Origin of the sequence: Lacticaseibacillus thailandensis DSM 22698 = JCM 13996 (assembly GCF_001436135.1) — a bacterium.
Taxonomy (GTDB): domain Bacteria; phylum Bacillota; class Bacilli; order Lactobacillales; family Lactobacillaceae; genus Lacticaseibacillus; species Lacticaseibacillus thailandensis.
This window is the reverse complement of the sequence record NZ_AYZK01000003.1, coordinates 144547-167359: the sequence shown is the minus strand read 5'-3', so window position 1 is coordinate 167359 and position 22813 is coordinate 144547. Positions and strand designations below refer to the sequence as shown.

23 protein-coding genes, 1 pseudogene and 1 riboswitch are annotated in these 22813 nt (G+C 51.5%); of the genes and pseudogenes, 13 read left to right on the top strand and 11 right to left on the bottom strand.

Features of this window, described 5'->3' with window-relative positions:
- Positions 1–70 precede the first annotated feature (70 nt).
- Positions 71–730 (top strand): alpha/beta fold hydrolase, encoded by a 660-nt coding sequence (locus FD19_RS06100; protein ID WP_056969362.1) that lies wholly within the window; start codon positions 71–73, stop codon positions 728–730.
- A gap of 64 nt (positions 731–794) precedes the next feature.
- Here the strand turns inward: FD19_RS06100 and FD19_RS06095 are convergent, their stop codons facing one another.
- The 4 genes from FD19_RS06095 to FD19_RS06080 all read right to left on the bottom strand — a co-directional run bounded on the left by FD19_RS06095 (position 795) and on the right by FD19_RS06080 (position 4098).
- Positions 795–1205, bottom strand: coding sequence for a DUF956 family protein (locus tag FD19_RS06095; protein WP_054750440.1), 411 nt, complete (start codon positions 1203–1205; stop codon positions 795–797).
- Positions 1206–1327: 122 nt separating this feature from the next.
- Positions 1328–2266, bottom strand: a complete 939-nt coding sequence (locus tag FD19_RS06090; protein WP_054750438.1) for a PTS system mannose/fructose/sorbose family transporter subunit IID — start codon at positions 2264–2266, stop codon at positions 1328–1330.
- Positions 2267–2283: 17 nt separating this feature from the next.
- Complete coding sequence (locus tag FD19_RS06085; RefSeq protein WP_056969361.1) at positions 2284–3081, bottom strand: PTS mannose/fructose/sorbose transporter subunit IIC; 798 nt, start codon at positions 3079–3081, stop codon at positions 2284–2286.
- 42 nt (positions 3082–3123) lie between these two features.
- Positions 3124–4098, bottom strand: a complete 975-nt coding sequence (locus FD19_RS06080; protein ID WP_054750436.1) for a mannose/fructose/sorbose PTS transporter subunit IIB — start codon at positions 4096–4098, stop codon at positions 3124–3126.
- A gap of 412 nt (positions 4099–4510) precedes the next feature.
- Positions 4511–4681, top strand: a riboswitch (Lysine riboswitch).
- Positions 4682–4844: 163 nt separating this feature from the next.
- On the opposite strand from FD19_RS06080, the gene FD19_RS06075 reads away from it, so the two are divergent.
- From FD19_RS06075 to FD19_RS09725, 5 genes and pseudogenes are all read left to right on the top strand, one after another.
- Positions 4845–6443 (top strand): ABC transporter permease subunit, encoded by a 1599-nt coding sequence (locus FD19_RS06075; protein WP_056969360.1) that lies wholly within the window; start codon positions 4845–4847, stop codon positions 6441–6443.
- Positions 6443–7189, top strand: coding sequence for an amino acid ABC transporter ATP-binding protein (locus FD19_RS06070; RefSeq protein ID WP_054750434.1), 747 nt, complete (start codon positions 6443–6445; stop codon positions 7187–7189). Before FD19_RS06075 ends, FD19_RS06070 begins: the two co-directional genes overlap by 1 nt.
- 196 nt (positions 7190–7385) lie before the next feature.
- The gene (locus FD19_RS06065; RefSeq protein ID WP_054750433.1) at positions 7386–7709 is read left to right on the top strand and encodes a hypothetical protein; all 324 of its coding nucleotides are present in this window, start codon (positions 7386–7388) and stop codon (positions 7707–7709) included.
- Positions 7710–8159: 450 nt separating this feature from the next.
- The gene (locus FD19_RS06060; RefSeq protein WP_056969359.1) at positions 8160–9605 is read left to right on the top strand and encodes a DHA2 family efflux MFS transporter permease subunit; all 1446 of its coding nucleotides are present in this window, start codon (positions 8160–8162) and stop codon (positions 9603–9605) included.
- 201 nt (positions 9606–9806) lie between these two features.
- Positions 9807–10198 (top strand): annotated as a pseudogene (locus FD19_RS09725) (SDR family oxidoreductase); the annotation flags it as partial.
- Between the two features lie 169 nt (positions 10199–10367).
- Here the strand turns inward: FD19_RS09725 and FD19_RS06050 are convergent.
- Both FD19_RS06050 and FD19_RS06045 read right to left on the bottom strand, forming a co-directional pair.
- Positions 10368–11306 carry a LacI family DNA-binding transcriptional regulator gene (locus FD19_RS06050; RefSeq protein ID WP_056969358.1) on the bottom strand — a complete coding sequence of 313 codons (939 nt, stop codon included), beginning with the start codon at positions 11304–11306 and terminating at the stop codon, positions 10368–10370.
- Between the two features lie 180 nt (positions 11307–11486).
- Complete coding sequence (locus FD19_RS06045) at positions 11487–11933, bottom strand: PTS sugar transporter subunit IIA (protein WP_056969357.1); 447 nt, start codon at positions 11931–11933, stop codon at positions 11487–11489.
- A 296-nt stretch (positions 11934–12229) separates the two neighbouring features.
- Here FD19_RS06045 and FD19_RS06040 point away from each other — a divergent pair, with 296 nt between their 5' ends.
- Positions 12230–12937, top strand: a complete 708-nt coding sequence (locus tag FD19_RS06040) for a class A sortase (protein WP_054750425.1) — start codon at positions 12230–12232, stop codon at positions 12935–12937.
- Positions 12938–13095: 158 nt separating this feature from the next.
- Here FD19_RS06040 and lacB read toward each other — a convergent pair whose 3' ends face one another.
- The 3 genes from lacB to FD19_RS06025 are packed head-to-tail and all read right to left on the bottom strand — an operon-like array spanning position 13096 to position 14961.
- A complete protein-coding gene (gene lacB, locus FD19_RS06035; protein WP_054750423.1) occupies positions 13096–13671 on the bottom strand; it encodes a galactose-6-phosphate isomerase subunit LacB in 576 nt (191 codons plus the stop codon).
- Between the two features lie 49 nt (positions 13672–13720).
- A complete protein-coding gene (lacA, locus tag FD19_RS06030) occupies positions 13721–14149 on the bottom strand; it encodes a galactose-6-phosphate isomerase subunit LacA (protein ID WP_054750421.1) in 429 nt (142 codons plus the stop codon).
- Positions 14150–14190: 41 nt separating this feature from the next.
- A complete protein-coding gene (locus FD19_RS06025; protein ID WP_054750419.1) occupies positions 14191–14961 on the bottom strand; it encodes a DeoR/GlpR family DNA-binding transcription regulator in 771 nt (256 codons plus the stop codon).
- Between the two features lie 224 nt (positions 14962–15185).
- Between FD19_RS06025 and FD19_RS06020 the strand changes: the two genes are divergently transcribed.
- The 5 genes from FD19_RS06020 to sstT all read left to right on the top strand — a co-directional run bounded on the left by FD19_RS06020 (position 15186) and on the right by sstT (position 20713).
- Entirely contained in the window at positions 15186–15683 is a 498-nt protein-coding gene (locus FD19_RS06020) for a PTS sugar transporter subunit IIA (protein WP_054750417.1), read from the top strand.
- A gap of 43 nt (positions 15684–15726) precedes the next feature.
- Positions 15727–16035: a PTS sugar transporter subunit IIB gene (locus tag FD19_RS06015; protein ID WP_054750414.1), complete on the top strand. Its 309-nt coding sequence runs from the start codon at positions 15727–15729 to the stop codon at positions 16033–16035.
- A gap of 193 nt (positions 16036–16228) precedes the next feature.
- The gene (locus FD19_RS06010; protein ID WP_056969356.1) at positions 16229–17692 is read left to right on the top strand and encodes a PTS galactitol transporter subunit IIC; all 1464 of its coding nucleotides are present in this window, start codon (positions 16229–16231) and stop codon (positions 17690–17692) included.
- Between the two features lie 483 nt (positions 17693–18175).
- A complete protein-coding gene (locus tag FD19_RS09965) occupies positions 18176–19126 on the top strand; it encodes a LysM peptidoglycan-binding domain-containing protein (protein WP_082619517.1) in 951 nt (316 codons plus the stop codon).
- A 285-nt stretch (positions 19127–19411) separates the two neighbouring features.
- The gene (sstT, locus tag FD19_RS06000; RefSeq protein ID WP_054750410.1) at positions 19412–20713 is read left to right on the top strand and encodes a serine/threonine transporter SstT; all 1302 of its coding nucleotides are present in this window, start codon (positions 19412–19414) and stop codon (positions 20711–20713) included.
- Positions 20714–20774: 61 nt separating this feature from the next.
- Here the strand turns inward: sstT and FD19_RS05995 are convergent, their stop codons facing one another.
- Positions 20775–21047, bottom strand: coding sequence for a hypothetical protein (locus FD19_RS05995; RefSeq protein ID WP_054750408.1), 273 nt, complete (start codon positions 21045–21047; stop codon positions 20775–20777).
- A gap of 285 nt (positions 21048–21332) precedes the next feature.
- Positions 21333–21563 (bottom strand): hypothetical protein, encoded by a 231-nt coding sequence (locus tag FD19_RS05990; protein ID WP_054750406.1) that lies wholly within the window; start codon positions 21561–21563, stop codon positions 21333–21335.
- A 239-nt stretch (positions 21564–21802) separates the two neighbouring features.
- Here FD19_RS05990 and FD19_RS05985 point away from each other — a divergent pair, with 239 nt between their 5' ends.
- Positions 21803–22795, top strand: a complete 993-nt coding sequence (locus tag FD19_RS05985) for an aldo/keto reductase (protein WP_054750405.1) — start codon at positions 21803–21805, stop codon at positions 22793–22795.
- Positions 22796–22813: the final 18 nt, after the last annotated feature.

The following is a 22813-nucleotide window of genomic DNA, read 5'->3' as shown; positions in this document are numbered from 1 at the left end:
CGCAAAAATCACCCACCACAAACACACCGATAATTATTTCCCGGGAAATAATGGCGCAAGGAGGAGCAACATGTATCTAACAGTCAACCACACGACACTTTACTATACCCAGCATGGACACGGACACCCGCTGATCCTGTTACACGGTAACGGCACTAGCCACGCCATCTTTGCAGACCTCATTCCCCAGCTGGCGCCAAACTTCACGGTGTACGCGTTGGACGCACGCGACCACGGCCAAAGTAGCACCACGGATTACATTAGTTATCAGTTAATGGCCACGGATGTCAGGGACTTTATCCAAACATTGAACCTGCGCGCACCCACCGTCATTGGTGTTGGTGACGGTGGTATCAGTGCCCTCTTGGTCGCCAGCGCGCATCCTACCATCATTGGCCGGTTGATCCTGGCAGGTGTCCACACCCAACCACGTGACCTGCGGCTACGCAAGCGTATCGCCTTGGCGGCCGACTACTTCTCCCGTCCGCGGAAGAAACTGGGACTACAAATGTGGGGGCCCCACATTACCAATGAACAGCTGGCGCGGGTCAGCGCACCCACCCTCATCTTGGCGGGCGCCCAAGGTGACATCCACCTCCGGGCAGCACGGCACCTCGCCGCAGGCATTCCGGATGCCCACCTACGCTTGGTTGCGCATGCCAACCATATGTCCTACATTGAGGACACTGACCGTTTCTACAGTTTGATCCACGCCTTTCTGCAGGCATAAACAGGCCACCGGATGTTGGCGACGTATACGTCGTCGCACCCGGTGGCCTGTTTGTCGCTCAGGACTATTTATTTTCTTTACGGCCAAACCGCTTGGTGACGTTCTGCCACAGATTGTGGAACCGCTTGTTCATGGTCCCAGTCAACGTCGCCGCCTTGACGAGTTTGGCGCTACCTAGGTGGTCCCGCATGATTCGCAGCGCCTCCACGGCTTTGCTGGCTACAAAGTTGAAGCTGCGCCCGTCGTCAACATCAATAAAGAAGCCACGTATGTGCGTCTTCATGTAGACCTGTGCGCGCACCCGTTTGATGTTGGCCCAAGGAATCATGATGTACCCATGCCCACTATCAGCACGGAACTCGAGCCCCCCGTCACCCAAAATCAGAAAACCCGGTTTAGGGTCACTGGCACTCACCATGGAATTGACTTTAAAGGTCCCCTCCGCGGTATGGTTTAATATTTCGACTTCCACCATGATGTTTCCTCCTCATCGACAGCAACTATTAATAATTATGCCCTGATTATAACAAACCTCGTGAAAATAAAAACAGAACCGGCCTATTGCCGATTCTGTCGTTCAATAGCACATTGACGAGATTATGCGCCGAGGATACCTGCCCAGTAGGCCAGAATACCAACAACGAACAGTCCCAGAATGATAACGATTGGACTAACTTTCTTCCGTAGCAACCATACACATACCAGGGTGAGCAGCAAAGGCATCAGACCTGGAGTCAATTCATCAAAGATATCACCAAGAGTGGTAGTCTTTGTTGGCGTGACGGAGTTACCAGCGTTAACGGAAGCAATGACAGCGCGAATCTTGCCAACAGTCAGGTGACCGTGGTTAGCGGCATTGATGACTGGCTGGAAGTTAACCTGCGCGTCCTTGTCAACCTTAACGTTAGAAACAACGGCTGGGAAGTTCATGGTCATCCAACGAGGAACTAGGACACCCATGATGAACATACCTAGGACAGAAGCACCAACAGTGATCTTCTGCAGCAAACCACCAGAAACGTCGTTAGTGATCGCTTCACCTTGCTTGTAACCCATTTCTTGCGTGAACCACAGGAAACCCATACGGATAATCTGCCATACAACGAAGAACAGGATTGGACCAAGCCAGCTACCAGACAAGGCAAATGACGCCGTGAAGGCACCGAGGATAGGACGAGCGGTCGCCCAGAACACTGGGTCACCAACACCGGCCAGAGGGCCCATCATACCAACTTTAACACCCTGGATGGTTTGGTCGGTAACAGGAGCCCCGTTAGCACGACTTTCTTCCAGAGACATTTCAACACCAAGAATAGGTGCAACCAGGTATGGGTGCGTGTTAAAGAATTCCAGGTGACGCTTCAAAGCAGCGGCACGGTCTTCCTTAGTCTTGTACAACTTCTTCAGCGCTGGTGCGAGGGCAAAGGCCCAGCCAACGTTCTGCATACGTTCGTAGTTCCAGGAAGCCTGGAGGAATTGACTGTTCCAGAAGACCCAGAAACGGTCTGTTTTAGTTAACTTAATTTCATTAGCCATTATTATTTCCTCCCTTCCTAGTAATCATTCAGGATGTCGTCGATTGGGTCGCCGCCATCACTAGATGAAGAACCGCCGGACGTCTTGTTGAATTCTGGGTCAACCTGCAGGAACAGCAGGGCCATAACAACACCGATAATACCCATACCGATCAGAGTAATTTCGGATAGTGCAGCCAAGGCAAAGCCCAGGAAGAACCATGGCCACAGAGCAGGCGTAGCCATCATGTTGATAACCATGGCGTACCCAACGGCAACGATCATACCACCACCGACTTTCAAACCGTTGGTGACAACGTCTGGCAAAGCTGCCAGCAAGTCAGTCACAACGTGAGTTGGTACGGCAACGATCAGGGCTGCAGGAATCGCGATACGCAGACCCTGCAGGGCCAAAGCGATAAAGTGGAATGCGTAAACACCAGCAAATGAACCGCGCTTACCAGCACCGTCAGCACCATGAGCCAAGAAGGTTGCAATGGTACGAACGATAATGGTCAGAACCAAACCGGCAACAGCCAGTGGAATGGCCAACGCGACACCGTTGGAAACACTGGTACCCTTAACACATACCAGGATTGCAGCGGCAACGGATGCCAGGGCGGCGTCAGGTGCAACAGCGGCACCAATGTTCATCCAGCCCAAGGCGATCAATTGGAGAGACCCACCTAATGCCAAACCTTCAGCTGGGTGGCCAGATACCAGACCGATCAACGGGCAAGCCAAAATTGGCTGATGGAAATCGAATTCGTCCAAGATACCTTCCATACCAGCAAGGAATGACACGATTAGGATCCCAATAACAGAAATAAATGACATTGTGGTCCTCCTTATATAATTGCGGACGCGAAGACGCGTCGATTAAAAGTCAAATCCCGCTTTCTTAAGCAAGTTACCCAAGTTCTCAGGGCTGTCAGCAGGCACCTTGCGAACATCGAACTTAACGCCCTTGTCCCGCAATGCCTTAAATGCGTCAACATCCTTTTGGTCAACCGAGAGAACCTTGTTGATAACCGTCTTACCTTCCGAGTGCGCCATGGAACCAATGTTCAGGGTTGGAATATCAACACCCGCATTGACAACTTCCAGTGCATCCTCAGGAGTTTCAAACAGAATCAACGCCTTCGTGTTACCGAACCGAGGATCTTTGCAAACGTCGATGAACTTCTTAATAGGAACGACGTTTGCCTTAACCCCAGGCGGTGCGGCCTCCACAATCATGGTCTTACGTAACTTGTCTTTTGCGACACCATCAGAAACAACGATAATCCGGTTCGGGCCAGTAGTCTTGGTCCAAGTCGTTGCAACTTGCCCATGCAACAGACGTGAGTCGACACGTGCGAGCACAAGCTTGATCTTACCATCACCGACAACCGTGCCTTCAGGCAATGCAGCTGCGTGCTTCTTAGCAGCAGGTGCGGCCTTTGGCTTCGGTTCGAGGGCTTCTGGCTTAACCTTGACACCATCGCGTCCAGCGGCAACTAGATGTGCGGCCAGTTCGTGAGCGGAGTTCATCGTCAAACGAGAACCGTATGCTTCAATCAGCATCGGTAGGTTCAGGCCAGTAACGATTGCCCACTTGTCCTTGTGTTCCTCAAAGATTCCGCTTGCCTGATTGAATGGTGAGCCACCCCACAAATCAATCAGAAACAGTACGTCGTCTTCGGGGTCGAACTTAGTCGTAGCATCTAGAAGATGTTGCTTCAGATCGTCAGGACTTTCGCCGTTCTTGAACGTGACAACTTCGACCTTGTCCTGCTCACCGAAGATCATTTCACCAGACTGCTTGATGCCTGCAGCGAATTCGCCGTGGCTGGCTAGAATGATTCCGACCATTGTTTCGCCTCCCAAAATATATTTATTTAGAAAGCCCCACACTTTAGGTTTACCTAAATAATGTACAATTGCTACTAAACTCGAAATGTAAGGGGTTTTCTTAACAGTGTTAAGTATGCGCAGATAGGGCACGTTTTGCAAGCCCTTTCTTGACAAAACCAACTTGTGTTTCATGAAAAGTCACTAATAGCAACCAAAAGCTCAAAAAAATTTTTTCGAATTTTGTTTACTTTGTTTGCCTAAAGGGCAAAATGCGCAACACCATACCCACAAAGGGGTACAGCATTTTTAGTCATCCCTAATCCACCGATACTCATTCCATCACTACCCAACATTGGCGCGGAGAGGGGCAGACACGTCTTGACAGGTTGCGTAAAACCGGGTAATTTTAGAGGCAACATGATATATACCACGACGAAATAGAGGTCGCGGGGACGACCACAGCTAGACGAGTAGCGGATACGATGACTCTAGTTGAAAGCAACCCCGCCGAAACGACAGTTGCTCCGCAGCAACTGTCGTTGGGCCGGTCGACGAAAGTCGCCGGACTGTCTTGCCACTGGCAAGGAGCGCTATGATTGTTGGTTTTACTACTTATATAGTGAGATTAGCGGGCCCATTGAGTTGTTCATTCAATTCAATGGGTCTTTTTCATACCCCTGTTTCCCCTCACGGTATGTGGGCCGCGCCCAACGCGTAGCTTGATCGACCGTTAGCCACGGTAGTCAGATGAAGGGAGAACACCAATGAAGAAAGTTTGGTTCGCAATTGTGAGCGCACTGATACTGACCGGGCTGTGGGTCACCGCGCCTAGTCACCAAGTAAGTGCCGCCAGCAGTAGTCAGTATTACAAAATTGGTATGGAGGCCGGGTACGCACCCTTTAACTGGACACAAAACTCTAGTAAACACGGCGCCGTAAGAATCCAGGGTTCAAAACTCTGGGCCAATGGGTATGACGTACAGATGGGCAAGAAGATTGCCCGTGCGTTAGGCAAAAAGCCCATCGTCGTTAAGACAAAGTGGGACGGACTGTTACCGTCATTAACCTCCGGCAAGATTGACGCTATCATCGCCGGTATGTCCCCCACACCAGCCCGGCGCAAGTCGATCGACTTCAGTAACACTTACTACGCATCTAAACTAACTATTGTTGTACGCAAAGATTCCAAGTACGCCCACGCCACTAAGTTATCGGACTTTAAAGGCGCCAAGCTAACCGCACAACTATCCACCTACCACTACACCGCCATCAAGCAGATCAAGGGCGTTAAGCGTCAATCCGCCATGGATGACTTTCCGGCCATGCGGGTTGCGCTGGAATCCGGTACCATTGACGGGTACGTCTCCGAAATTCCGGAAGGGATCACAGCAGAGCACGCCAATAACAAGCTCACCTACATCCACTTTGCCAAGAACAAAGGCTTCAAAACGGATGCAAGTGACACCGACCTCGCCATCGGCCTGCGCAAACAGGACCCTAATGAAGCCAAGATCAATCAAGTTTTGGCGGGAATTTCCACCAAGGAACGGAACCACATGATGACTCAGGCCGTCAAGGATCAGCCCGTCACCAATTCGAGTGGCAATTGGTTCACGAACATTCTTAAGCAGTATGGTGCTATGCTACTGCGCGGGACCGGGATGACATTGCTGTTAGCGTTAATTGGTACGCTCGTTGGGTTCATCATTGGCCTGCTAGTCGGCATCGTCCGGACCATTCCCCGTGCAAAAAAGCCCGCCCAGCGGGGCTTGATGGCTATCATCAACTGGCTGTTATCCGTCTACATTGAGGTCTTCCGGGGCACACCAATGATTGTTCAGGCGGCCGTACTTTACTACGGGGCTGCCCAGGCCTTTGGGGTCAATATGGACCGGACCGTTGCCGCCCTGGTCATTGTATCGATCAACACCGGGGCCTACATTTCCGAAATCATCCGTGGCGGGATTATTTCCGTGGACGAGGGCCAGTTCGAAGCGGCCCACGCGCTCGGCTTCACCCATTGGCAAACCATGACCAAAGTCATCCTGCCACAAGCCATCCGCAACAGTTTGCCAGCCGTGACCAACGAATTTATCGTTAATATCAAGGACACTTCGGTGCTGTCCATCATCAGTGTGTCCGAACTGTTCTTTACCGCCGAAACCATTTCGGGGCAAAGCTTCCAGTTCTTCCACACCTACCTGATCGTGTGTGGCATCTATCTAATCATGACGTTTACCATCTCACGGCTCTTCCGTCTCATCGAAAAACACCTCGATGGGCCCAAAAACTACAACGTGATGAACAACCAGATGCAGGTGGAGACGCCATCCATTAAGGATACGGAAGGAGATGCTGAATAATGACGGAATCAGCTTTGCTAGAAGTACGCAACCTGCAGAAGCGGTTCGGCAACCACGAGGTGCTAAAAGACATCAACCTCGCCGTCACTAAGGGTGAAGTGTTAACTATCATCGGTCGTTCAGGGTCCGGTAAGTCCACCCTGTTGCGTGGGCTCAACCTACTAGAGCCACCAACCAGCGGCCAAATTCTGTTTCACGGCGAGAATGTTCTCGCTGATAACTTCGACCTCATCCGTTACCGCACCAAGGTAGGAATGGTGTTCCAAAACTTCAACCTATTCAATAACCTGTCCGTGCTCGACAACGTGGTGGTACCCCAAGTCACGGTCCTGAAGCGTGACAAAGGTGCAGCCAAAAAGCACGGCATGGAGATCCTCCAGCAAATGAATATGGGGCCCTTCGTCAACGCCAAGCCCGCCCAACTCTCCGGGGGCCAGAAGCAGCGGGTCGCTATTGCGCGTTCCGTAGCGATGGACCCAGAAATGCTGCTGTTCGACGAGCCAACCAGCGCGCTAGACCCAGAAATGGTGGACGACGTGCTCGCCGCCATGAAGGACCTAGCCAGCACCGGCCTCACCATGATCGTCGTCACTCACGAAATGGCTTTTGCCCGTGATGTCTCTGACACGGTCATCTTCATGCATGATGGCGTTGTTGGTGAGCAGGGCACGCCAGCACAAATCTTTGAGCACCCGCGTGAAGCCGCCACCCGGGACTTCCTTAAGCGGTACCTGAACCGGGCTTAACAGCATAATACTGCCAATTACCTTGACTACTAACAGTGGCCATCACCTGAACGCACCGGGTGGTGGCCATGACTGATGTGGGCCAATTATTTCCCGGGAAATAATTTCTCTTGATGCTGATAGTCCTTAGTGATTGTCAGTCACCCCGTTTTCGCCTAAGATAGGGGTTAAGTTATGCCGTAGGAGGGCAACCATCATGAACGTTTTTCAGGCACTCAAGTTATTGCAGGTCAACCACCGGCCCGTGAGCCAACACGAACTCGTTATCACCGATCCCAGTGGCAAACCCGATGCAGCCATGTCAGACCTACTGGCTGACGTGGTGGGTAAACTAGCGATTTTTGCCGACCTGGATAGCGCGCTGACCCCCGCAGATCTGATTAAGCAGTTACACGGTTGCACCCCCTTACCCGGCGATGTCTTGGCTGAATACAATAAAATTCTGACCCAAGAATTAGAGCACGTGAACTTTGCTACCCGCAAAGGCGTAATCGAACTGGTTTATCACCCCTTCGTTTAAAATAATGTTAGTCTTGCCCGGATGCCTGCATGCATCCGGGTTATTTTTGTCCGCTCATGATTAGTAGCGGTCAATCCGCCTGACAGGCTATTTTCAACTTTCAAATCAGCTAAAAAGCCTTGATTTCTTTAGGAAAGCGCTATCAGCGTTTCCAGAAGCAGCCGCTTTGCCAAGACATTTTCAAAAAACACTTACACAAACGTTCTTTTTCTGTTAACATAACCAATTGTTGAAACGCACCATCACCAATTGCGTGGGTGTCGTCGCGTATAGCCGTTGATTTTGATCACGGCTATGCCACAGGGGGCGACACCAGCAGTCTATTCGGGATATATATGCGCCCCGCGCGTCTATTGGTATTAGTGCCGCTATTTTGATCAAGCGTATAGACTAGCAGCCTGGTCGTTACCGGACCGCTATTTTTTGTGCGTCAGAGGAGGAGCATTACCAATGGAACAAGTATCAAGTACTGCCGTCAACCTGGATAAAGCCCGCGTTGACGTGCGCCACCCCATGCTCGCAATGGTCAGCATGTGGGTTGGTGCCTTTATCGGGATGTTCAGTGAAACGTCCCTAAACATTGCCCTGCCAAGCCTCATGAAGAGTCTCAACGTCAGCACCGCCACGATTCAGTGGCTCGTCACTGGTTACATGTTGGTCATCGGGATCGTGCTACCGTTCTCAAGCTTTCTGACTAAGTGGTTTACCACCCGTCAGCTAATCATCTTTGGCCTGGCCGACTTTATCGTCGGTGCCGTCATTGCTGCTACCGCTAGCGTCTTTCCGGTGCTACTGGTGGGTCGATTGATTCAGGGTATCGGGACCGGGATCATCCTGCCCCTGATGTTTACGGTGGCCATGTCCATTTTCCCACCCCACAAGTTGGGAGCGGCTATGGGGACCAACGCGTTAGTCATCATGTTCGCCCCAGCAATTGGACCCACTTTGACCGGGATCATCCTCGCCAAGTTGTCCTGGAACTGGATCTTCTGGGTCTTTGTCCCCGTATTGGCCGTTGGCTTGATTTTTGCCTTCACCAGCCTCAAAAACGTTGGTAACATCACTAAGCCTAAAGCTGACTTCCTATCGATGGCTGAATCCGTCATTGGTTTCTCAGCCATTGTCTTCGGTGTTAGTTCCGCCAGCTCTCGTGGCTGGGGTTCACCCGTTGTGCTCGTTGCCCTCGTTATTGGGGTAATCGTTCTGGGCTTCTATGCTCACCGTCAGTTACACCTCGACACGCCGGTGCTGAACCTGCGTGCCTTCAAGATTCCTGCATTTACTACCGGTGCCTTGTTGGTCATGATCGACTTTGGGATCATCCTTTCCGCCATGTACCTATTGCCAATGTACATTCAGAACGGTTTAGGTTTGGTCGTTGCGTTAACCGGGATCATCATGTTACCTGGTGGGGTGGTCAACGCCTTAGTTTCCGCCCTTGCTGGTCGCTTATACGACCGCTTTGGTGCTAAGGCTCCGGCCCGGATTGGCTTCATCATCGCCTTTATTGGTGCCGTGATGCTGGCTACCGCTTCGACGACTAGCTCCATTGCTTACGTCATTGCGGCCCACGTCATCATCATGATTGGTGCCCCACTGGCCATGTCCCCATCCCAGACTTACGCCCTCAACTCCTTGACCGGCGCCCTGTCTGCCGATGGTAGTACCATCATGAACACCATGCAGCAGATCATCGGTGCCATCGCTACGGCCGTGGCTACTAGTTTGCTAGGCATCGGTGAAGCGGCATACAGTGGTCATGGTACCGCTGCTGCGTTCACTAACGGTGTGCACTACGGCGCCTACTTCACGGTTGCCTTGACCATCGTCGGCTTCATCATCGCACTCTTCATCAAGCGTCCTGCCTACAGTAAAGACGTTAATCCTGAAGATTAGTATGTAATTATTACGGGCGACATCCTTAATGGATGGCGCCCGTTTTTTGTTGACAAATCATGCGTGCAAATCCGTCGAATCATGAAGATCATCAGTCTGGCTGCGCAGTTGCGATTGCCACAACTAGCGGTGAAGGTGTCATGGCCCCAGCCGATGTCTCCACTGGGGATGGCGTGGACAAATTGCCGCAAACCGCTCTAGAACAAAGTGCCCGCGGTCGACCAGACTGGCGTGCCCTTGGGCTCACGGGCTGCACTGCCTACTTCAAAACACATCACCAGCCAGCTAACATTACCAACAGTCCTCCGTACACGAACGCATACCATGGCCAACTTTCGCTAGCTACGCGGCGGCTACGGGGAGCGTCAAGCTCTTTACCCAAACTATCGCCATGAAGTACGCTAAGGATAATATCCGCGTCAACGCCATTGGCCCTACGCAATCAATACGCCCAGACCGTCAACATGGTACCCATGCATCGAATCGGTACGCCGGAGGAAATTGCTACTGGCGCAGCCTGGCTTGCTTCCAGCGAGTCCAACTACGTCGCCGGCATCACGTTGTATCCCGTCTTTAAGAAAGGTCAAGGCTAAATAATTCAATCCCCCTGATGGCGCTAATAGCTTGTTAATCACTGGTAGCGCCCCCATGCGATGGTGTTACTTTTTTGTATACCGTCGCGATGGGACTGGTGGTCAAGTACCGTTAGCGGACCGTCCATGATTGAACGGCAATAAAAAAAGCAGTGTTTCACGTGAAACACTACCGTGGGATAAAATCTGAATGGACGGGGAATTGGCCGGACGCCGCCCCAATGGCTAACCGTAAGGCCGCTGCCCCCACATCCCGGAAGTGATGATCAATGGTCGGTATGCCCAGTAGCTGACCAGACAACTGGTTCTCCTGCCCCATCAACGCGGGCGCTTGGAGATGGTTGTCCCGGTAATACTGCAAAATGCCCGCCGCAATGTCATCGCCATTGGCAAATATAAAATCAGGGGCTAAATTCTGGGAGTGGTAATACTCCGCCGCCGCGTAACCGTCACTGTACGACATAACCCCCGTGCGCACGAGTCGCGGTTCTGGCGCCGTACCGAAAACGCGTGTGTAAGCAACGATGGTGGCGCTGCTCGTGGCGCTAATATCGACACCGCGCGGGAGTACCAGCCCAACGTTATGGTAGTGCCGACGCTGAATCCAGCGAAACGCCGCTCGATATGATGGTCCGCGTTCCGTGTAGGCCGCGCTAATATCAATGCTGCCTGGGTCGTGGCAGACCACCACTTCACCATACTTTTTGTAGGGGACCATATCCGCCACCGGCATCGTGTGCGAAGTAAAAATCAAACCGTCAAAGGCACGACGACGTAATTGGTCCAGGTAACCGTGTTCCACCTGGGGCTCATAGCGTGATGGCAGCATCAGGACGTTGTACCCCGCCGCGAAGGCTGCCGCCATGATACCCCGAATAATGTCGGTGTAGTACGGGTGCTCCACGTTGGGGACCACCACGCCAATATTTTTGGTTCTTCCCCGGCTGAGATCCCGGGCTACATCGTTGGGCACGTAATCAAGGTCGTTGATCACCTTCTGAATGTTACGCCGTACCCCGTCGGAAACGTAATTTTTATGGTTGAGGACACGCGACACGGTGGACACCGAATACCCGCTGATACGCGCAACGTCACGAATGGTTGTCAATATGGCCCTCTCCTTCTTAATGTCCTAGGGAATAGTATAACATGCGCACCGGGGAACCAGGGCTGGGAGGCGACCCACCCATGAGCTCCCCGCTACGCATGTTACGTAACGGGCGTCACGTTTGACGCTTATCGTTTATCCGGTTGTCACAAATATGCACCAGCCTAATTAGGGCCGTCATTACCGGTTAATTTCTTTCCATAATGTCTTCAAACCACTGTTACTACTCTTGAGCGTATTCAACTCATCAATGTGATCGCTGATTGCGACGCGTGCGTTATTAAGCAGCGTCTGGTACGCGCTGTCATCATTAACCGGTAGCACAATGGCAATAGCAATATCGACGCTACTGTTATCATCACCCCACTGTACCGGTGAATCAAAACTCAGTACAACCGCTTCAGGGTGGGTCAATGTTGAGGAAGTTGCCCGGAGAATGACCGCTTCATCGCCAATGATAACCGCGTCCTGCGCACCGCTGGCAAAAAAGCCGCTCTTCAATTCTTGTTCGGCTAGATCCAACTTACCAGCCACGCGGTTTGCAATTGCCTTCAGGGCTGCCAACTCGTTGTTTTCGTCTAACGCCACGTTCGCAACAACGTTCTTCTTCTTCAGTAGAGACAGCATAATAATTTCCTCCTTGATTCAATCCGTTAGTTAATTTCCTGCAGGCCGGAACGGCAACCCCGCGGTAGTTGCAACCCCTTTCAACCTTGCAAACACAGTGTAATTTGTCGAACGCGTTTCAGGTCAAGTGTTTTGAGCAAAGTTTTTTATTTTTATTTTTGTAGGCTAATCAACGGGGTTTGACATTGCTCACTGCCATCAATATTGTTATTCTTAATAGGAGTTGCTATAATGACGGTATTAGCTAACAAATAGTAAGTGTCGGGCAACTGTCCGCACCGGTGGAGGAGACCAAGATGGCAAAGCAGCAACGTTCTGGGCGACAGCATGTATGGCTCTGGCGGGTTTTAATCGTAATTTTGCTCATAGTGGGGTTGGCACTCACCTTTAACCAGCAAATCAAGGTGTTTACCATTAACTTACTATCGCAAAATCAGTACAGCTCGGCACAAAAGCTGACCCGCACCGACATTAAGCGTAACCAACGTCACCGTGCCAGCTACAACTTTAAGCAGGTCAACGCATTAGGCCTCAGTACGGTCACCAAAGCAGCAACTGACCGGAACCTCCACCCCATCGGTCTACTCTCCATCCCCAGCGTGAAAATTGATCTCCCCATCATGGCTGGACTGAGTAACGAAAATTTGGCGGTCGGTGCCGCTACCATGAAGGCCAAGCAGCACATGGGCAAAGGTAACTACGCGCTGGCGGGGCACCACATGGTCAACAAGCATATCCTGTTCTCACCCCTGACCAACATTAAGTTGGGCGAGCGTATCTACATCACCGACAAGAAGCACGTGTACACCTACAAGGTCACCCTCAGCAAGACCGTGTACAAGATGCAGGTCCAGTACATCGACAACGTTAAGGGCAAAAAGTTGATTACGTTGGTCACCTGCGCGTCATCGCTGGTCGGTGAGGAGGATCGCCACATCGTGCAGGGCCAGTTGCTCCAAAAGCAGGTAGCAACTAAGGCCCGGCTGGCCGTTTTTAAGAAGTAACATTAATGCACACAAATAGTGCCCCAACCAGGTCGTCTGACTCTGGTTGGGGCACTTTACGTTTGGTTTAGTTTTAAGGAGTTTAGTTAAGATTGGTGGTGCAGATGAGTGAACCAGCACCGCACGGGTGATGCGTGCTGCTTCTCCACACCGAAACTTTAGTCGTGGTAGACGCCTTCAGACCACTTCTTGTTTTCTTCATCGAAGAAGTGTGGGTTGTCCTTCTGGTCAGGATTTGGCGTAGCAATGTTGTCGATCTTGTCGATCAGCTTCTTGTTCTCGTCGGATGGCTTGTATTCAGCATTCAGGTAGTAGTCGATAATGTCGAAGACGAAGTCACGGCCCAGCACGATGCCACCAAAGCCAAGGACGTTAGCGTTCAACTGTTCCTTTGCGTAAACGGCCTGCGCAATGTCACCAACCATAGCAGCGCGGATACCTTCGTTCTTGTCCGCCGCGGTACTGATACCAATCCCAGTACCACAGAGAACGATCCCCAGGTCGGCGCGGCCATCGGCAACGTCTTCAGCAACCCGCTTGCCGTAGATTGGGTAGTGGGTCCGCGTGTGGTCATAAGTACCTTCGTCAATCACCTGGTAACCTTCAGCCTTTAGGTAGTCGGAGATCAGGGTCTTCAGGTCGGTAACAATGTGGTCATTACCAAGCGCAATAATTGTGTGCTTATCGGTCTTCACATCCGCAAATTCTGGTGCTGGCATATCTTTTTCAAACATTGAGTATTCCTCCTAAAAATTATCTGAATTAAATTATCAGAACGATGAACTAAATCATCTTTTCAAGCATGTCCAGGCGTACCTTGTGACGGCCACCAGCATAATCAGTGTCCAAGTACCGCTTAACAATTGAGTATGCTAGCTTCTCGCCAACAATGCCGGAACCCAATGCAATTGCTTTGGCACCATTGTGCAGCGCGGTCATGTGTGCGGTCCGCTCCTCGTTGACGTTCGCGGTCACCATACCCTTGACCTTGTTGCTTGCCATCGCACTACCAACACCATATTCATCGAACATGATGGCCTTCTTCACACCGTTGTCCAAAACCTGCTTGGTGACGGCCAACGAGGAGTCAACAAAGTCGGCAGCAGGCTTCTCGGTGACGTCGATCACGTTATAGTCGTGGTCCTGCAGGTACTGCTTAACCTTTTCCTTGAGTTCAAAACCAGCTTTGTCGGATCCAATTACAACATCCATCAGACATATCTCCTTTAGAAAAATTTGTTAACAGTTACAACTTACTTCTTCGCGGTCAATACCTGCGTGTGCCGACCGTAGTCAGCACGCTGATCGGCATCGATCCCAGAATCCGTAATCAAGGCGGTGACGTCATCCAGACTATAGAAGGCGTAGAAGTCTTCTGTGTCTAGTTTGGAATGGTCCGCCAGAATGTACCGCTTGCCGGCGTTGGCTAACGCTAGCCGCTGTACCTGACCCTCGTCGGCGTTGGCATTGCTGATGACCCCGTCGCAAACACCGTTCGCAGAAACGAACGCTTTGTTGCTCCGGAGATTTTGCAACATCTCCACCGCCAAGTTACCAATAAAGGCACCACTATGATCACGGTAGGTTCCCCCAACCAGGCACAGCTCGTAACGGTCTGCCTGACCCTTCCAGGTTTCAAAAACGGGCAGGCTGTTGGTTACGATCCGCACATCGCTAATAGATAGGTAGTTAGCGATAAACTCGTTGGTAGTCCCAGGGCCGATAAAGACCGTATCGCCGGGCTCAATCAGGCTCGCCGCCGTGGCAGCAATCTGCCGCTTCTCGTCCACGTGTAACTCACGTTTTTCGAGTCGCGTCAGTTCCTGACTTTGCTCCTGGGCTAACCGGGGACTCTGCGCGCCACCGTGAACGCGAATCACCGCGTTGTTCTCAGCCAATTCGGCCAAGTCACGGCGAACCGTCATCGTGGAGACGTGCAACGCCGCCCCGATTTCGTTGACAGTGACAATGCCTTTACGGTCAACCAAGTTACGGATAGTTAATAAACGTTGTCGTTTTAACACACGCGCATCACCTCCGCTTAGTTCATTTGTGTTCGTATTTGTTTGTATCCCAAGTACACTGTTAAAGTATCACCTGTTGAAAGCCTTGTCAATGCCTTAATGTAGCTTTTGTAATCGCTATAAAAAAAGCGCTTTATAGGGTTGACTGTTGAAAGCGCTTGTATATAATTGAGTGTGTAATCAGGTAAACACAAACGAACAAAAACTAACGGAGGTGATGCCGCATGCCCGATGTAGCAAACAAGACGCTCTTCGATCCCACGGCGGTATTCGTAACTGAGCAGACTACGCAGGAAGGTATCTTTAAGGAAGTTTCCGACCAACTACTGGCCAAACAGTACGTCAAGCCGGAATTTCTGAAGAACCTATGGGAACGGGAACAGAACTACCCGACCGGGATTGACATGTCTGTCGTCAATCCTGATTACCCGAACGTCGCCATCCCGCACACTGAGGGTAATTTCGTCAACGTACGGTTGGTTGTTCCTATTAAACTGGTCACGCCCGTCGACTTTGGCAATATGATCGAACCGGCCGACAAGTTTCCCGTTTCCTTCTTGTTCATGATTTTGAACAACGATCCCGACGGACAGGCTAATGTTCTCTCGGAGATCATGGGCTTCTTGACCACGACGCCCGCTGAAGACCTACAACACTTCTTCAACGAGACCAATCGGGCCGCGATTTACTCGTTCCTGAACACATTCTTTAACCAAGGGTAACAATCACCATAATAGGTAACTAACAAATTAGGAGGAATTTATCATGACAGTAAAGATTCTTGCAGCTTGCGGTGCCGGTGTTAACTCTAGCCACCAGATTAAGGACGCTTTGGAAAGTGAAATGAAGAAGCGTGGCTACGACGTCAAGTGCGACGCTATTATGATCAAGGACTTGAACGAAGACATGATGAGCCACTACGACATTTACGCACAGATTGCGAAGACCGACATGTCCTTCACACCAAAGATTCCAGTTGTTGACGCCGGTGCGATCCTCTACCGGATGCCAGCCATGAGCAAGCCAGTCTTTGATAAAGTTGAGAGCATTATTAAGAGCGAAGGTTTGAGCTAAAACCCACCCGCCCATATCAATATTTAGTGAAGGACTGCCCAGCAGTCCTTCACTGCGCACTTATTTAATTCTGGGTTCCACTTATTTAGCAGTTAAAAAACTGCGCAGTTTCTTTCTATATTATTCTGTTGGGTTTCACGGCAATATCGCAGTTGACCGCTGCGTTACATTCTCAAAGGGGTGAGATGTACCTATGCAATTTATTATTCATTGGTCGAACGTAATCTTCAAACCTATCATCAACCTCGGCGCTGCGCCTATGATGTTAATCGTCTTGACGCTGATTGCCTGGGCCATCGGGGTTAAGTTCTCCCGGGCCCTCGAAGGTGGTATTAAGTTAGCGATTGCGTTGACTGGTATCAGTGACGTCATCAACTTGCTGACCGGCGAGTACAGTACCGCGCTGCAAGCATTCGTTAAGTCCACCGGGATCAACCTCAGTATTACTGACTTAGGTTGGGCCCCACTGGCCACGATTACTTGGGGCTCGCCATACACGCTGTTCTTCCTGGCCCTGTTGGTGATCGTCAACTTGATTATGTTGGCTTTGAAGCTAACTGACACGCTGGACGTCGATATCTTCGATGTTTGGCACATGTCCTTCACGGGTTTGATGGCCATCTTCTTTGGTGCTAACCTGCTGACCGCTACGTTGCTGGTTATCTTCATCGGTGTTATGAAGATCTTCAACTCTGACCTGATGAAGCCAACCTTCAACGACTTGCTGGACAACTGGGACAACCCAATGACCACGACCCACTTGAACTACATGATGAACCCTGTGATCATGGTCTTCAACAAGTTGTTTGACGTCCTGTTCCCATGGCTCGACAAGTTCGACTTTGACGCTGCCAAGTTGAACGAAAAGATCGGGTTCTGGGGCAGCCGTTTCGCCATTGGTTGCTACCTTGGTGTGTTCATTGGCTTGATGTCTCGTCAGAGCGTCAAGGAAATCTTCACGCTGATGTTCGTTGCCGGTGCCTGCCTGGAACTGTTCTCCATCATCGGTTCCTGGTTCATCGCTTCTGTTGAACCACTGTCCCAAGGTGTTACCGACCTGGCTAACAAGCGTCTCCACGGCCGTGTTCTGAACATCGGTCTTGACTGGCCATTCATCGCTGGCCGTGCCGAAGTTTGGGCTGCTGCCAACGTCCTTGCACCAATCATGCTGCTCGAATCCCTGGTTCTGCCAGGCAACCGTATCCTGCCACTTGGTGGTATCATCGCCATGGGTGTTACCCCAGCGCTGCTGGTTGTTACCCGTGGTCGTCTGATTCGGATGATCGTTATTGGTGCTATTGAACTACCTATCTTCCTGTGGGCTGGTACCCTGTCCGCGCCATTCGTTACTAAGATGGCTAAGCAGGTTGGTGCCTTCCCTAAGAACTTGGGTGGCCACCAAGAAATTGCTGAATCCACTAAGGAAGGTCCTTTGGAGCAATTCCTGGGCTACCTGCTTGGTAAAGGCCAAGGTGGCGATATGAAGATGCTGATTGGCTTCTTCGTCGCACTGGCTGCATACCTGCTACTCTTCCTGTGGTACCGTCGTCAGATGCTCAAGCGTAACCAGCAGTACGCTGACGAAGGCCACCACGTTAACGACAGTGTCAAGCTGCGTAAGACTAACGCAGAAGAAGCTGCCAAGGGTGATGCTTAGTGTTTGAATGATTCAGGTGGAACCACGTCGTCGACCAACGACGTGAAGCCTCCGCGCAATGGCGCGGGGGCTTTTGTTTGTCTAGAAATCAAAGTCATTGCACCTGATCAAGCAGTCCGCTCGTATTACTTTAGGCAATGGCCGATGCAAAGTAACCACAATCGTACTCAATTGATCCCGCAATCCACCATCTGGCCGTTAATTTCAACTATTTTGCCCTCACTTAGGTGTGTACTACCGCCCAAAAGCTGCAACATTGTCGTAATATGACCAAAATGTTGCCGCTTTTGGGCAATTTTTAGACCAATTTACGACCCTAATACTACAAAAACGGTTACATTTAAAAGTAACACCTGTTTCGTTGCATTCAAGTTACAACGTTGCAAAACAAGCCCAATTTGTAACCTTCTTGCGGTCTACATGACACACCCAGAAGCTATACTGCAGACAGTTGATAAACACAGGCAAAGAAATTAGGAGTGAATGATTATCAAAGCAGCTAATATGAAATGGATTGTTTCCGCAGCGTTCGCAATTGTTCCTGCAACATTGTTGGCACAGCAGAGCAACGTACACGCCGCAACAAACGATAATAACACCATCACGGTTCAGGCTGGGGATACCCTCTCACAGCTGGCCGCAACCCACAAGACGACCGTCAGCAAGTTGGTTAATGCCAACAACATCAAGGACGCCAACTTTATTCTGACCGGCCAGAAATTGCAGTTAGCTAGTGCCGCTACCAGCGTTGCTAGTTCCGCTGCAACAACCAACGTTACTAGTTACACCGTTCAGAGTGGTGACACGCTGAGTGCCATCGCCGCAAAGTTTAACGTGACCCTGACTAACCTGGTTAGTTACAACCACCTCGCCAACGCTAACACGTTGACGGTTGGCCAGAAGCTGAGTTTGGTTCCAACTGCTACTAGCGCCGCATCCAGCGCCGCTACTAGTGCTGCAACCTCATCAGCTACTAGTTCCGTAGCTAGTTCCGCTAATAGCTCTGTGGCCAGTTCCGCTACTAGTTCAGCCGCACCGGCAGCCAGCTCCGCAGCACCTTCTGCCGCTAGTTCCGCTGCTTCCAGCGTCGCAACCACTACGACGCAGGCGGCAACAACTACTAGCACGACAACGGCCAACAACAGTAGCAACACGACTACCACTGGTAGTAGCCGTCAGATGAAGCTGAGTTTCTATGACCCAGCCGTCATGGGTTCCAACATGGGCTACGGTGGTGTCGCCGCTAACCTCTCCGTTTACCCAAAGGGCACGCGGTTGAAGATCACCCTGTCTAACGGTACGGTTTGGTACCGGACGGTTAATGATACTGGTTCCTTCGCTTACAGCAACCCTAACCAGTTGGATGTTGCGATGCCAAGTAGCCAAATTCCTTCCGCAGGTATCCTGTACGCATCCGTTCAGGTCATCGGCTAATTACAGAGTAAGTTTAATTCAATCCCAAAAACACGGCCCACGGGTCGTGTTTTTTTGTTACACGAAAACATCCCTTGAGAAGCTGCGCGGACCCTGACCGTCACCACCCTTACCAGTGCGCCAGTACCCGCACCTTTGCCCCGCACTCACCATCAGTACCAAACTTTCTGAAATTAATCTGTGATTTGCACTAGACAACCATGAGTTGTTCGGGCATAATGGTCACATATCAAAAACACATGTCTACACTGCGTAGACAAATTGCGGTGAGTTGGAGGGATTGGCATGTTTCAACGCTATAAAAGTGTACCGCTTATTATGCGGATCGTAATTGGGATTATCATTGGGGCTATCTTGGGGCTCACGGTGCCATCATGGACCTTCATTAACATTCTCGGTAGCCTCTTTGTGGGTGCCCTGAAGGCCATCGCCCCGCTACTGGTGTTTATGCTGATCCTATCAGCCATTTCCAAGTACGAGCAGGGCGCGAAAAATCACTTTAGCTCCGTAGTCCTCCTGTACGCGGGGGCAACGTTGATTGCGGCGCTAGCCGCGGTGGGTGCATCATACATCTTCAAGATCCACCTGATTTTCCCTCAGGCAACTAAAATCGCTGCCAAAGCACCACAGGACTTAGGCAGCGTCATTAGTAACTTACTCACCAATGCCGTCAGCAATCCCATTGCGGCCATCGTCAACGCCAGCTACCTCACCATTCTCTTCTGGGGCCTCGTGATTGGCTTCGGTTTACGGCACGCGCACCAAGGCACCAAGCAGGTCATCGCTGACTTTGCCCAAACCATTGAACGGGCCGCGCAGTTCATCATTGAATTTGCTCCGTTCGGGATTGTCGGTCTACTCCACAATTCCATCGCCACAACCGGTCTGGCGGGTATCGCGCGTTACGGGCAGCTCGTGCTGCTCCTAGTGGGCACCATGGCGTTTACCTACCTGGTGGTTTACTCCGGTATGGTGTTCCTGATGACACACCAGAACCCCTTCCCGTTGGTCTTATGGACCCTGAAGGTATCCGGAATCCCTGCGTTCTTTACCCGGAGCTCGGCGGTAAACATCCCGATCAACCTGCAGGCGTGTGCTGACCTGGGGCTCAACGAAAAGTCGTACGCCGTCTCCATCGCGCTCGGGGGTACCGCCAACAGTGGTGGGGCTGCCATCACCGTTTCAATTATGACACTGGCTGCAGCCAACACCTTGGGCATCCACGTCTCCTTCCCGTTAGCGCTGATTTTGTGCGTGCTGAGCGCCGTTTCCGCCACCGGTTCCTCCGGGATTGCCGGTGGGTCACTGCTGCTCATCCCAATGGCCGCCAGTTTGTTTGGCATTAGCAATGATGTTGCCATGCAGGTGGTCGCCATTGGCTTCATCATCGGGGTGATCCAGGACTCCGTGGAAACGGCAGTCAACTCCGCGTCGGACCTCCTCTTCACGGCAACCGCTGAGTACCATGACCTGATGAAGGAGGGCCACCCCGTAAACATTCGGGCCGCCATTGCCCGGGCTGACCATCACCGTGCACAGGCTAGCGACGATTTGAAGTCACCCGCCGCGGTTGAAAGTGCTGAATAAGCCCATACTAAAAGCCCTGACCACCTCACTTGAAGTGATCAGGGCCTTTTACCTTGCATGCTTACTTAGCCTTTTTGGAGTTCAAGTTTTCGTTATCAAATGTCCCGTCCTGATTCCGCATTGAACTGGCGCTCCGGAACGCTTTGTAAACCCGGTGGAACCGCCGATCCAATGACAACAGACGAAACAGGGCAAAGACGGTGATACAGATTACCACGCTAGTAACCATGGGAATCTGTACCTTCTTTGCGAACGCGTTGGTGGCGATGACCACTACCGCCCAAAATAAGTAGGCATTGTGCCGTTGTTTCGATGTTAATTGCTTCGTTGCCATGTGCGATTACCTCCCGTACCACGTCATCTCGTTAACCCAATTATAGCGCAAAGTAACCGCTAACAACAGCATAAAATCAACATTTATGAACAAAAGCGCACAGCACCACTGCGCACTAAACAACCATTACGGTGACGCACCCACTCGACCTACGCCCGGCCGATGATCCAGCAAATTGCCAGACCAATTACACCCACCACCACCGCAACTATGGGGTAAGCGCTCAGCCACAATATCGTCGCGACGGCCGCCGTCACGATTAATACTAGTAGGATAACCAGAGCGTCACTCATCGCCCGTAACCGCATGGCGCGTACAGCCAGTTAGACCGTACCGCTCAATATCCTCTGCACTGAATTTACAGGCGTTGATTGCCTCTGGGCGGCGCACCAGGAAGGTTTGTGGCAGGATGCACAGTTGCCCGTCCATGACCGCGTACAACGCCTGAAACGGCGCTGGCAGCTTCCCTGGTACCACCACGTAGTACCGTTGCGTTTGTTCACTCGTTGCATCCATCTGTCATCAGCTCCCTAATATCAGAACATACTTTTATTATAGTATGCCCAGGAGTTGTGAAGTAGCCTTGACGAAAACTTCATTAAATCACCACAAGCATAAACTTTACCTTAAGGCGCAGTGTCCGCCACACAGCCCGTGGCCAGTATGCAGCCTATAAATTAAATTACACCAATCAATGTAAGCCTTACCAACAAATTATGGTACATTGTTTATGTACGGGAAAGGAAGGAATAACGATGTACAAAGCTGATGCAAACCGATACGACCATTGCGCTCCACGTCCCGCTGGCCACAGCGGGTTGGTGCTCCCACCTGTGTCCTTGGGTCTCTGGCACCACTTTAGTTCGGCCGACCCCCTGGCGGACCGGCGGCAGCTGATTCTCGACGCCTTTGACCGTGGTGTCTTCCACTTTGACGTGGCTAACCACTACGGCGATGGCGACGAAGGTAGCAGTGAAACGTTACTGGGCCAGGTTCTAGCTCATGACCTGCGCCCTTACCGTGATGAATTGGTCATTGCCACCAAGATTGGCTATGAGATCCACCCCGGCCCCTTTGGCGATGGCACCTCACGCAAAGCCATCCTGCAGGGCATCGATGACTCGCTCACCCGTCTGCAATTGGATTACGTCGACATTCTGTACGCCCACCGATTCGACGATACGGTGCCACTGGCGGAGACCGTCCGGGCGCTGGATGACGTAGTGCGGTCCGGGAAGGCGCTCTATATTGGCGTCTCCAACTTTGAAACCGCGCAAGCCCAAAAGGCCATCCAACTGTTCAAAGAACTGGGTACGCCGTTTGTGCTCGATCAGATGAGCTATAACGTTTTGAACCGTAACGTCGAGGATACGGGCCTCCTAGACACGTTGCGTCAAGGTGGTGTCGGGGTCGTTGCGTACGGCCCACTGGCGGAAGGGCTGCTCAGTGGCCGTTACCTGGATGGCATTCCGGCAGACTTCCCGATCCACCCGACCAACAAACACATCTTCGCCCACGGACTCGATGCGGCCACCAAGAAGCTGAACGATCTCAACGCCATCGCCACGGCCCGGCACCAGACCCTCGCCCAGATGGCACTAGCTTGGTTGCTCCACGACCCCGTTGTCGCCAGCGTGGTGATTGGCACCACCAACACGGCACACCTGGAGGACAATCTCAAGGCCGTCGACAACACGCAGTTTAGTGATGATGAGCTAGCTGCCATCGACCGTATCGTCCGCGCATAATTTCACCAAAAAAACTCT